12 protein-coding genes are annotated in these 11,625 nt (G+C 61.0%); 6 read left to right on the top strand and 6 right to left on the bottom strand.

What is annotated here, in order from left to right:
- Nucleotides 1-255: 255 nt before the first annotated feature.
- Both ACK4TM_RS15090 and ACK4TM_RS15085 read right to left on the bottom strand, forming a co-directional pair.
- A complete protein-coding gene (locus tag ACK4TM_RS15090; RefSeq protein ID WP_409702734.1) occupies nucleotides 256-1,368 on the bottom strand; it encodes an extracellular solute-binding protein in 1,113 nt (370 codons plus the stop codon).
- Nucleotides 1,369-1,447: 79 nt separating this feature from the next.
- On the bottom strand, nucleotides 1,448-2,548 hold the full coding sequence (locus tag ACK4TM_RS15085; protein ID WP_409702732.1) for an ABC transporter ATP-binding protein: 1,101 nt from the start codon (nucleotides 2,546-2,548) through the stop codon (nucleotides 1,448-1,450).
- Nucleotides 2,549-2,795: 247 nt separating this feature from the next.
- Here ACK4TM_RS15085 and ACK4TM_RS15080 point away from each other — a divergent pair, with 247 nt between their 5' ends.
- Genes ACK4TM_RS15080 through ACK4TM_RS15065 form a run of 4 tightly spaced genes read left to right on the top strand, consistent with a single transcriptional unit; the run spans nucleotide 2,796 to nucleotide 6,224 of the window.
- Entirely contained in the window at nucleotides 2,796-3,689 is an 894-nt protein-coding gene (locus ACK4TM_RS15080; RefSeq protein ID WP_409702729.1) for a metal ABC transporter substrate-binding protein, read from the top strand.
- Entirely contained in the window at nucleotides 3,686-4,522 is an 837-nt protein-coding gene (locus ACK4TM_RS15075) for a manganese/iron ABC transporter ATP-binding protein (RefSeq protein WP_409702727.1), read from the top strand. The genes ACK4TM_RS15080 and ACK4TM_RS15075 overlap by 4 nt, the downstream gene beginning before the upstream one ends.
- Nucleotides 4,519-5,364, top strand: coding sequence for a metal ABC transporter permease (locus ACK4TM_RS15070; protein WP_409702725.1), 846 nt, complete (start codon nucleotides 4,519-4,521; stop codon nucleotides 5,362-5,364). Before ACK4TM_RS15075 ends, ACK4TM_RS15070 begins: the two co-directional genes overlap by 4 nt.
- On the top strand, nucleotides 5,361-6,224 hold the full coding sequence (locus ACK4TM_RS15065; protein WP_409702723.1) for a metal ABC transporter permease: 864 nt from the start codon (nucleotides 5,361-5,363) through the stop codon (nucleotides 6,222-6,224). The genes ACK4TM_RS15070 and ACK4TM_RS15065 overlap by 4 nt, the downstream gene beginning before the upstream one ends.
- Here the strand turns inward: ACK4TM_RS15065 and ACK4TM_RS15060 are convergent.
- From ACK4TM_RS15060 to ACK4TM_RS15045, 4 genes are read right to left on the bottom strand one after another with little or no spacing between them, the layout of a single operon-like run.
- A complete protein-coding gene (locus ACK4TM_RS15060; protein ID WP_409702721.1) occupies nucleotides 6,221-6,778 on the bottom strand; it encodes a membrane integrity-associated transporter subunit PqiC in 558 nt (185 codons plus the stop codon). The genes ACK4TM_RS15065 and ACK4TM_RS15060 overlap by 4 nt on opposite strands.
- Before the next feature lie 2 nt (nucleotides 6,779-6,780).
- The gene (locus ACK4TM_RS15055) at nucleotides 6,781-8,874 is read right to left on the bottom strand and encodes an intermembrane transport protein PqiB (protein ID WP_409702719.1); all 2,094 of its coding nucleotides are present in this window, start codon (nucleotides 8,872-8,874) and stop codon (nucleotides 6,781-6,783) included.
- Nucleotides 8,867-9,517, bottom strand: a complete 651-nt coding sequence (locus tag ACK4TM_RS15050; protein ID WP_409702717.1) for a paraquat-inducible protein A — start codon at nucleotides 9,515-9,517, stop codon at nucleotides 8,867-8,869. Before ACK4TM_RS15050 ends, ACK4TM_RS15055 begins: the two co-directional genes overlap by 8 nt.
- Complete coding sequence (locus ACK4TM_RS15045) at nucleotides 9,472-10,101, bottom strand: paraquat-inducible protein A (protein ID WP_409702715.1); 630 nt, start codon at nucleotides 10,099-10,101, stop codon at nucleotides 9,472-9,474. The genes ACK4TM_RS15050 and ACK4TM_RS15045 overlap by 46 nt, the downstream gene beginning before the upstream one ends.
- 117 nt (nucleotides 10,102-10,218) lie before the next feature.
- Here ACK4TM_RS15045 and ACK4TM_RS15040 point away from each other — a divergent pair, with 117 nt between their 5' ends.
- A complete protein-coding gene (locus ACK4TM_RS15040; RefSeq protein ID WP_409702713.1) occupies nucleotides 10,219-10,908 on the top strand; it encodes a fumarylacetoacetate hydrolase family protein in 690 nt (229 codons plus the stop codon).
- 69 nt (nucleotides 10,909-10,977) lie between these two features.
- The coding region (locus ACK4TM_RS15035; RefSeq protein ID WP_409702710.1) for a TRAP transporter substrate-binding protein at nucleotides 10,978-11,625 on the top strand (648 nt) is incomplete at its 3' end.

Genomic DNA, 11,625 nt, shown 5'->3' with positions numbered 1-11,625 from the left:
TGATGAACAGCAGCAGCGGCGCGATCAGCAGCATCGCCCGCAGCTTTTGCCTGCGCAAGGCGCGGTTGAGGCTGGATTTGAGCGTGCGGCCATCGGCGGCCATCATTTGTTCTGCCATGAATTTCGGACCTCTGTCACTCGAACGGGAAGGCGCGCAGCGCCGCAGGCGGTTCTTGGATTATGTGGTCGTAAGGCGGGGTTCACCCCGCCCTACCTTGCAAAAAAGCGGCGGGTTAGCCCCGCCGCCTTGTCGGCTTATTGTGCCAGCCAGCTCTGGAAACGTGCGTCCAGATCATCGCGGTAATCTGCCCACCAATCATAGTTCTGCACGAATGCGTTGTTGGCATTGGCAGGGTTGGTCGGCATATGTGGTGCCATCTCGATGCCCAGTTCGGCATGGGTCGACACCAGCGGTGCGGACGACATCCGTGCCGGACCGTAAGAGATATAGGCAGCCTGGTCAGCCAGACGCTGTGTATCTGTCGCGAAGAACACGAAATCCAGCACACGGTTCAGGCGATCCTCTGGCAGGCCGGCGGGAATGATCCAGCCATCAAGATCATAGACCTGTGCGTCCCACAGCATTTCCAGCGGCTGGTTCTGTTCGACGATCGCCGAAAAGAAACGACCGTTGTAGGACGAACCCATCACAGCTTCGCCATCGGCGATGGACTGGATGCTTTCCGCCGCAGAGGTCCACCAGATCGTGTCGCCCTTGATTGTGTCAAGCTTGGCAAAGGCACGGTCCTGACCTTCCTGGGTTTCCAGCGTGTCATAGACATCTTCAAAGGCAACGCCGTCACAGATCAGCGCCCATTCCATGTTGTTGATCGGACGGCGTTCCAGCGTACGGGTGCCAGGGAAGGTTTCCAGATCGAACAAGGCGCAGATATCTTCGGGCACCGCGCCATCCCATGCGGCCACATCGGTGCGGTACGCATTGGTGGTCGAATAGGCGATCTGCGGAATAAAGCAGGACGAGATGATCATATCGCCGAAATCTTCGGTCGCGGATGTGCCATCGGGGGCTGCGGCCAGAATATCGTCGTGATCGACTTCCATCGCCAGACCTTCGTCACACAGACGCATGGCATCGGCAGCGGTCACATCGACCAGATCCCATGTCAGGTTGTTGGCTTCGTCCATCGCGCGCAGCATGGCCACCGCTTCGTTCGAGCTTTCGTCCCAGACGGCGCTTACTCCGGGATTTTCCGCCAGATAGGGTTGCAGATAGGCGTTTTCCTGGCTCGCCTGATAGGCACCACCCCAGCTGACGATGGTCATATCATTGGCCATGTCCTGGGCAAAGGCGGTGGTTCCGGCCAGCGTTATCGCTGTCGTTGCCATCATTGCTTTGGTCATTTTCATCGTAAATCTCCCGTTGTCATGCCCGGTTGATCGTCTGGTCAGGGATACCCACCGGGCGGCGGTGTCCCTGCTACAGCCACTACGCGTCCAGCGCGCGGCAATCCTGCGGCAACCAGCCAATGTCGATCTGGGTGCCGGGGGTCAGCCGGACCTGATCGGGGGCGTTGCGTGTCTTGATCACGAATTCATCGGTCCCTGCCACGCGCAGGCGGGTCCGGAAAATATCACCCATGTAGATGAATTCCAGCACTTCGGCCTTCAGCGTCAATGCGCCGGGTTTCAGACGGGTTTTGTCGATCTCGACCCGTTCGGGCCGGATCGATACCTTGGTGCGGTCGCCGACCGCGTTGACGTTGACCGGCATCGCTTCGATCACATCGCCGCTGTCAAGGCGCACGGTACAGCGGTCGCTGCCGATTTCCTGCACCACACCGGTCAGCGTGTTGTTCTCGCCGATGAACTGCGCGACAAAGCTGTTCTGCGGGCGTTCGTACAGATCATCGGGTGTCGCCAGTTGCTGGATGCGCCCGTCTTCGAACACGGCGACCCGGTCCGACATCGTCAGTGCCTCGGTCTGGTCGTGGGTCACATAGACCACGGTGATGCCCAGTTCATGCGCCAGATTGGTGATCTCGAACTGCAGGGTTTCGCGCAATTGCTTGTCCAGCGCGCCAAGCGGTTCATCCATCAGCACCAGTTCGGGTTCGAACACCAGCGCACGGGCCAGGGCGACGCGTTGCTGCTGGCCACCGGACATCTGCGCCGGACGGCGCGCGCCGAAGTCGCCCATCTGGACCATGTCCAGCGCGCGTTTGACCTTTGCCTCGCGGTCGGACTTGCCCATCTTGCGGACTTCCAGCGGAAAGGACAGGTTTTCCGCGACGGTCATATGGGGGAACAGAGCGTAGTTCTGGAACACCATGCCGATGCCACGTTTATGCGGCGGGATATTATTGACCGATTTGCCATCAAGCCGGATATCGCCATGGGTGGCGGTTTCAAAGCCCGCAAGCATCATAAGGCAGGTGGTCTTGCCCGATCCCGATGGGCCAAGAAGGGTCAGAAATTCGCCCTTGGGGACTGTCAGGTTCAGGTCTTTGACGACAAGCGATTCCCCATCGTAACTTTTCTGCACACGTTCGAACGCGACGAAAGCATCGTCGTTTTTGACTTGTAGCAAACCAATCTCCCAGCGTTGGTATTTATTTTTTTCCAACTAAAGCGGGGCTGACCCCAAGATGCAACGCGAAAGCGCGCTTATTTGCAACAAATCCGACATCTTGCGTGTTGACCCTGTTGAAGCGCAAGGATTGTGCGATGTGCCGACGCGTCGGGCAATATTAACTTTCCAACTCGCTACTTGCGAATGATTATCATTCGTGATTTATAGCTTTCAGCAGCTCGCAAGATTTATCGAAGGAAAAACTATGGCATTTCACAAGACATTTTTCGGCATCGCCGCAGCGGTCGCATCATTGGCGGGCGCGGTTTCGGCGCAAGAAGACAGGTTCAAGGCCGTGACCACCTTTACCGTGATCGCCGATATGGCCCGCAATGTGGCGGGGGATGCCGCCATTGTCGAAAGCATCACCCGTCCGGGCGCCGAAATTCACGATTACCAGCCGACCCCGCGCGATATCATCCGTGCGCAGGACGCCGATCTGATCCTGTGGAACGGTCTCAACTTGGAAAGCTGGTTTGAACAATTCTTCGGCAACCTGCGCGATGTCCCCAGCGCTGTCGTCACCGACGGCATCACGCCGATTTCCATCACCTCGGGTGATTATGACGGTCAGCCGAACCCACATGCCTGGATGGGCTTGAACAACGCGCTGATCTATGTCGACAATATCCGCGACGCGTTTGTGACGCATGACCCCGATAATGCCGACATTTATACCGCCAATGCGGAAAGCTATAAACAACAGATCACCGATACGATTGCCCCGCTGCGTGATGCGATCCTTGCCTTGCCCGAAGAAAGGCGCTGGCTGGTGTCCTGCGAAGGCGCGTTCACCTATCTGATTGAAGATTTCGACATGCAGGAACTTTACCTCTGGCCGATCAATGCCGATAGCCAAGGCACCCCGCAACAGGTGCGGCAGGTGATCGACACAGTCCGCGCCAATGATATCCCCGTGGTGTTCTGCGAAAGCACGGTCAGCCAAGCCCCCGCAGAACAGGTCGCGCGTGAAACGGATGCGCTTTATGGCGGCATGCTCTATGTCGATAGCCTGACAGAAGAGGATGGCGCGGTTCCCACCTATCTGGAGCTGCTGCGCGTTACCTCGGAAACCATCGCGCGGGGCCTGACCGAATGACCACGGGGATCAGTGCAAAGGGCGTCAGCGTGACCTATCGCAATGGTCACACCGCCTTGCATGACGCCAGCTTTACCATCCCCACCGGCACGATCACCGGGCTGGTGGGGGTGAACGGGGCGGGCAAATCCACCTTGTTCAAGGCGATCATGGGTTTCGCGCCCGCGTCCAAGGGCGCGATCACCGTGCTGGACATGCCGGTGAAAGAGGCGTTGCGCCAGAACATCGTCGCCTATGTGCCGCAATCCGAAGAAGTGGACTGGTCCTTTCCCGTGTTGGTCGAAGACGTGGTAATGATGGGCCGCTATGGCCATATGGGGTTTTTCCGCCGCGCCAGCGCCGCCGACAAGGCGGCGGTGACGCAAGCGCTGGACCGCGTCGGCATGGCAGACTATCGCCACCGCCAGATCGGCGAATTATCCGGCGGGCAGCGCAAACGCGTGTTTCTGGCCCGCGCGCTGGCGCAGGATGGCAAGGTGATCCTGCTGGATGAACCCTTCACCGGCGTCGATGTCCAGACCGAGGACGCGATCATCGCCCTGCTGCGCGGCATGCGCGACGAAGGCCGGGTGATGCTGGTGTCCACCCATAACCTCGGGTCTGTCACCGCCTTCTGCGATCACACCATTCTGGTAAACCAGACCGTGCTGGCCTATGGCCCGACCGCACAGACATTCACCCGCGCCAATCTGGAACGCGCCTTTGGCGGGGTGTTGCGGCATTTCGTGCTGGGCGGGTCCGATCTGCATGACGATGACGATGGCCGCGAAATCCGCGTGATCACCGATGATGAACGTCCCTTTATCGTCTATGGGGATGATGTCGCGCGATGATGGACCTGCTGCTGTCACCTTTCGCCTATGGCTATATGGTCAATGCCATGTGGGTCAGCGCGCTGGTCGGGGCGATTTGCGCCTTTCTGTCGGCCTATCTGATGTTGAAGGGCTGGTCGCTGATCGGCGATGCGCTAAGCCATTCCATCGTGCCGGGCGTTGCCGGGGCCTATATGCTGGGCCTGCCTTTCGCGTTGGGTGCTTTCGTCGCGGGCGGTCTGGCGGCGGGGACGATGCTGTTCCTCAACCAGCGATCCGGACTGAAGGAAGACACGATCATCGGCCTGATCTTTACCGCCTTTTTCGGGCTGGGGCTGTTCATGGTATCACTCTCGCCCGCCTCGGTCAGTTTGCAGACGATCACGCTGGGCAATATCCTGGCAATCTCGCCCGGTGATACGCTGCAACTGGCGATCATCGGCTTTGTCACGCTGGCCGTGCTGCTGGCGAAATGGAAAGACCTGATGGTCACCTTCTTTGACGAAAACCATGCGCGCAGTATCGGGCTACGGCCTGATCTGCTCAAGGCGGTGTTTTTCACGCTGCTTGCCGCGTCCTGCGTTGCCGCGATGCAGACGGTGGGCGCCTTTCTGGTGATCGCCATGGTGATCACGCCGGGGGCGACTGCCTATCTGCTGACCGACAGGTTTCAGCGCCTGCTGGTGGTCAGTGTCGCCATCGGCACCGCCACCAGTTTCATCGGCGCTTACCTGAGTTTTTTCGTCGATGGCGCCACAGGCGGCATCATCGTCACCTTGCAGACGCTGGTATTCCTGACCGCTTTCATCTTTGCCCCCAAGCACGGGCTGCTGGCGACACGGCGCAAGGTGGCGCGGGCATGATCGACACCTTGCTGTTCCCGTTCCAGTTCGCCTTCATGAACAACGCCTTTATCATCATGGCGCTGCTGGCCGTGCCGACCAGCCTGTTGTCGTGCTATCTGGTGCTGAAGGGCTGGTCGCTGATGGGCGACGCGATCAGCCATGCGGTGCTGCCCGGTATCGTGCTGGCCTATATCGCCGGTATCCCGCTGATCATCGGGGCCTTTGCGGCGGGCATGGTCTGTGCCGTCTCAACCGGATTTCTGGCAGGCAACAGCCGGATCAAACAGGATACCGCGATGGGCGTGGTGTTTTCGGGCATGTTCGGCTTTGGCATCGTGATGTATACAAAGATCAGCACGGCGGTGCATCTGGACCATATCCTGTTCGGCAACATGCTGGGCATCAGCGCCGCCGATCTGTGGACGGCGGGGCTGATTGCGGGCTTTGTGACGCTGGTGCTGCTGGCCAAGCGCCGGGATCTGCTGTTGCACGCCTTCGATCCGGTGCAGGCGCAGGCGGTCGGGCTGCGCACCGGCTGGCTGCATTACGGCCTGCTGGCGTTGATTTCGATGACCATCGTGGCGACCTTGTCAGCGGTGGGGATCATCCTGGCGATCGGCCTGCTGATCGCGCCGGGTGCCATCGCGTTTTTGCTGACAAAACGGTTCGAGGCGATGCTGCTGATCGCTGTCAGCGTATCGCTGCTGTCGGGGTTCATCGGCGTCTACGCCAGCTTTTTCATCGACAGCGCCCCCGCGCCGACGGTTATTCTGGTGATGACGCTGATCTTTATCGCGGCCTTTGTGCGCCACAGTCTGCGCGCGCGCGTGGCGGATGCAGCGCCAAAGACCACGGCGCTGCGAAACCGCGCGCCTTAACGCGCAATGGCGCGCGCGATCTGTTCGGTCAGGGTCAGCACGGCCGCCGATTGCGCGGCGCTGATCGCCCCGAGGCTTTGATCCGTCATCGGCTGGCGGATATCGAAACTGCGCGCGGTATCGCGGAAGTCGACGCCGTCACCGCCGACAAAATACTGCCCCGCCAGTTGGAACGTGCCGTCAGAACCGGCGATCATCCGCGTCACGCGGATATCGATGGCCACATCGGGCAGGCCGATGAATGGCCAGGGTTCCGGCCCGACATCGGCATTGGTGATCTGCGCCAATGTGGAAGATATCGCCAGCGTGATCGCGCGCTGCGGATCGTCGGCCCACAGGATGCCGCTGTCTGCGGTGATCAGCCCGCTGGCGTCCTGCAGGGGGATGTCCTCGACCGCGGCATAGGTGGGCAGGGATACCGTCCGCACCATCGCGCTGCGCACTAAAGGCTGTAGCTGCAGCGTCGACGGGGCAGGGGTAAAGGCCAGACGGTCCGGCTGCGCCGCACAGCCCGCGACACCAAGAACGGCGACAATCATCAGTTTCTTCAGCATATCTACCGTCCTGTAATCAGTGAATTGGGGTTGCGCTGGATCGCGCGCGCCAGCGCGGATACGGCGTTGGCCGCGCTCTGGATTTCGCGCAAGGTGGTCAGCGTTTCGGCGTTGAACCGTGATCTGTCGCCGTAGCTGGCGATCACCGTTTCGGATTGGGTGACCAGCCGCCCCGCCTGTGCCGACAAGGCGGGCAGGGTGGCCACTGCATCCTCGACCGCACGGGCGGCGGCATTGGCCGAGGCGAGAAGTTCATTCACATTCTCCACGGCACCGCCTTCGCGGACCTCCGCCATCACGTTGCGCAATTCGTCCAGCGCCCCGTTCAGACTGCCGGGCAGGGCCCGCGTGTCATCGGCGGCAATGAACGCGTCGATAGAGTTCAGCGTGCTGGTGGCGGATGTGACCAGCGCCTCCAGCTCCAACTGATTGGCGCGGGTGGTCAGCTCTTCGATATCGGCGGTGATGCGCGGCAGGTTACGGGTTGCCTCGTCGATATTGGCGAGGGCAGAGGCCGCGACGACCAGCACCTCGTCCAGCGAGGTGACGATGCCCGTCTCATTCGCGCTGGCGATGATGGTGTCGATTTCCGCGATAAGGTTGCGCAGATCGGCAGGCACGGCTTGCAGGTCTTCGGACCCGACGATGCCACGCGCCTCTTCCAGCAGGGCGATCACGGAACCGGGAACGTTGCGGGTATCTTCGCTGGCGACCAATTGCTCGATGCTGTCCATCAGATTGATCGCACCGTTCATCAAGTCCTCGACCGGCAGGGCGTTGATCCGGGCCAGCACGCCTTCTGCCGTGGCGGCCACGTCAGAGACGTTGGAGTCCGTGGTCGGAATGACCGGGAAGGCACCGCTGGTCTGGGCCATGATCGCGGGCAAGGCATCGGGGATTTGCACCAGTTCGACCTGCAAGGACCCCGACAGGATATTGCCCGTCACCATCCGCGCGCGCAGACCACGCGTCACGAAATCGGACAGCAGCTCCAGCGCATCATCCGCCGTCGCATCGACGCCAAGACCCAGCCGGGAAGGCTGGATATTCAGCACCGATTGCAGCCGCACCTCGGCCTGATCGCCCTGGCCGACGACGATGGCGCTGATTTCGCTGACCTCGCCGATGCGGATACCCTGAAACCGCACCTCTGATCCGCGTGTCAGGCCGGTAACCGCTTCTTCGAACAGGACGGCGACGCGCAGCACCTCGGCGCTGGGGTCGACGAAAAGACTGTCGCGGGCAATCTGCTCCGACGCATAGATGGTAAAGGATTGGCCTTCCGTGACAGGCTCACCTCCGGAAACGACGGTGTCGAATTCGACCCCGCCCTCGATCAGCGAGGCCAGCGAATTGACGTTCAGCGCCACACCGCCCGCCCCGAAGGACACGCTGAACCCCGATACATCCCAGAACCGCGTGCTGCTGGTGATCCGGCGGTCATAGGGGGCAAGGATAAAAGCGTTGACCATGATCCCGCTGCCATCAAGATTGAGCTGCGGTTCTTCCAGATAACCGACCGTCAGCCCCTTGTGCAGCACCGGCGCGCCTGCCGCGATTGCACCGGCGTTTTCTGTGCGCAGGGTGATGCTGGTGCCGCGCTGTCCGGCGCGTGTCAGGACGGGTTGTTCCAGACCGGTGAAATTGGTCTGGGCGACATCGGCCTCGTTGTTCCAGTTGCCTTCGATATAGACGCCTGACAAAACGGTATCCAGCCCGCTGATCCCGCGCACCGATACATTGGGCCGCACCACCCAGAATTGCGCATCGGCGTCCAGATAGGGCGCGATATCCTGATCGACCCGCGCATGCACAAGGATCGTGCTCAGATCGTTGTCGAATTCGACCGCTTCGACCAGACCGACACGGATATCGCGATAGCGGATTTCCGTCGCCCCCGCCGTGACACCGGCGGCGTTTTCAAAGGCGATGGTGATCCGCACGCCCTGATCGCGATAATTCTGCCAGGCGGCCCCCAGCGATATCGCCAGCGCAAGGATCGGCACCAGCCAGACCAGCGTCAACCGCTGCGCAATGGGGCGCTTCGCGGGGCGGATCGCCATCGGTGCCGGGCCGTTGGGAGGGGTATCAGTCATCTGTTGTCCTGTCGGCGTCCCAGATCAGCCGCGGGTCAAAAGCCTGCGCAGCCAACATCGTGAAAATAACCGACAACGCAAAACTCACTGCTGCAATACCGGGGTTGATCGTGGCGATGGCGTCCAACTGGACCAAAGCCGATAGAATAGCGACCACAAAAACGTCGATCATCGACCAGCGGCCGATGAATTCGACCAGATCATAGGCCTTGTGCCGCCCGTGCTGGTTGTCCTGCGACCGCCGCTGCACGGATATCGCCAGGTAGATGATCACCGCGAATTTCCCGACCGGAATGACCACAGAGGCGACAAAGACCACCAGCGCGATTCCGATGGCCCCGTAATTGACCAGGTCGACAACGCCGCCGATGATCGTGCTTTCGGTCCGGTCCAGCAATGTCGCGGTCAGCAGCATCGGATAGATATTGGCGGGGATATAGGCGATCATCCCGGCGATCAGCCAGGCCCAGACCTTTTGCAGGCTTTGCTGGTCGCGGCTCTGCAATTTGCTTTCGCAGCGGTTGCAACGCAGCGTGCCCGTGTGGTGGACTTGTCCGCAGGTCCGGCAGGCCACAAGGCCCGCGTCGCGCGCGGAAATCAGGCCTTGGCTTGGTCCAGCGCTTCCCAAATCGAATACCTGCAAATCAGTTGATCCTTGAGGATCGTGATAACAACAACACCGGCAAAGGCCCAGAAGGCGGGACCAATTGTCACAGCCGCCATACCCGCGACCTTGATCAGCGCCACGGTGACACCCACGATGAATATTTCCGCCATGCTCCAGGGCCGCAACCGTTCGGCCAGACCAAAGGCCACCCGCGCCCCGCGATGCGGTTTTCCGTCGCGTACCAATGGCCCCAGCGCATAGATCAGCGCGGTCAGCCGCGTCAGCGGCAGCACGACGATAAAGAACGCCACCGCAATCGCCAGCGGAAAGGCCAGACCGTCCGAAAACGCCAGCACCGCATCGATCACCGATGTCGCATTCTGCGCGCCGCCCGCGTTCAGCGACAAAAACGGAAAGGTTACCGCCGCGATCATCAGTACGAATGCGGTCAGCGCCAGTGAAATGATACGCGCCACTGCCGTGGATTGCGACGACATCAGCACATGACCGCAGCGCTGGCAGCAGGCGCGCGCACCTTCGGGCAGGTTCTGCGCGACATGCAGCGTGTCGCATTGCGGGCAGGCAACAAGATCATCGAGATGAGGCAGCGCGTCGGTCAATTCCCGCTCCGGTAAGGACGGGGCATTGTCTTTGCCCCAGGCAATGCGCAATCATGACGCGTCGCTGGTGGATAGGCCAGCCCGCCACCAATTTCAACACAACAAACTGAGAGCGCTATGTCCCTGACAATTTTCCCGCCACGCCCCGCACCTGTCGTCCCCGTCGTGGGGGGCACGGGCGGTTTTCCAGTCGCGCGGATATTCTGCGTTGGGCGCAACTATGCCGGCCATGCCGCCGAAATGGGCCATGAGGTCGACCGCGAAGCGCCGTTCTATTTCACCAAATCCGCCCATGCGGTGCTGCTGTCAGGCCAGGACATGCCCTATCCGCCACGCACGCAGGACCTGCATCACGAAATGGAACTGGTCGTGGCGATCGGTGCAGAGGCGACGGATATCAGCCAGAGCGATGCGATGGGCATCATTGCGGGCTATGCCTGCGGCCTCGACATGACTCGCCGCGACCTGCAGGCAGCGGCCAAGGACAAGCGCCGCCCCTGGGACACAGGCAAGGATTTCGACAATGCCGCGATCATTGCCGCCATCACCCCCGCCGCCGACATGCCCGATCTGGCCGATCTGCCAATCATGCTCAGCGTGAACGGGGAAACCCGGCAGCAGGCGGTGCTGGCCGATATGGTCTGGTCGGTCGCTGAAATCATCGCCGATCTGTCGACGCTTTACAAGTTGATGCCGGGCGATCTGATCATGACCGGCACGCCTGCGGGGGTTGGTCCCGTGGTGCGCGGCGACCTGATGGAAGGGCGGATCGGTGATCTTGCGCCGGTCATCGTACGGGTGGTGTGACGTCATTTCACTTGCGCGCTGGCAGCCCATATAGCAATGCTGCGGCGAGTTTTCAGGGAAGGGCCCGTCATGACAATGACCCACCGCATTCTTGCCGCTGTGCTGGCGGCCAGCCTCGGCTCCGCCGCCAGTGCGCAGGACGTGACCTTGCGCCTGCATCAATTCCTGCCCGCGCAGGCCAATGTGCCCGCCCATATCCTTGATGTCTGGGCCGACAAGGTCGAGGCCGACAGCGATGGCAGGATCAGGATCGAACGTTACCCCTCGATGCAACTGGGCGGCAGCCCGCCGCAACTGATCGATCAGGTGATCGACGGTGTGGCCGATATCATCTGGACCCTGCCGGGCTATACGCCGGGGCGGTTTCCGCAGTTGGAAGTGTTTGAGCTGCCCTTCATTTCGCCGGATGCCGAGGCCACCTCGCGCGCTTTCTGGGAACTGGCCGAAGAGCGGATGATGGACAGCGATTTTGCCGCGTTCAAACCCCTTGGCCTTTGGGTGCACGGCCCCGGCGTCATCCATGCCAATCGGCCCGTCACCGATATCGCCGATCTTGATGGCCTGAAACTGCGCGGCCCGACACGGGTGATCACCAATCTGCTGACCGATCTTGGCGCGACCGCCATCGGCATGCCCGTGCCCGCCGTGCCAGAGGCTTTGTCACGCGGCGTCATCGACGGCGCGGTGATCCCATGGGAGGTGGTGCCATCGCTGAAA

The organism is Yoonia sp. (genome assembly GCF_046292185.1).
GTDB lineage: Bacteria > Pseudomonadota > Alphaproteobacteria > Rhodobacterales > Rhodobacteraceae > Yoonia.
The sequence above is the reverse complement of the archived record's forward strand: the minus strand, read 5'-3'. Positions and strand labels throughout refer to the sequence as shown.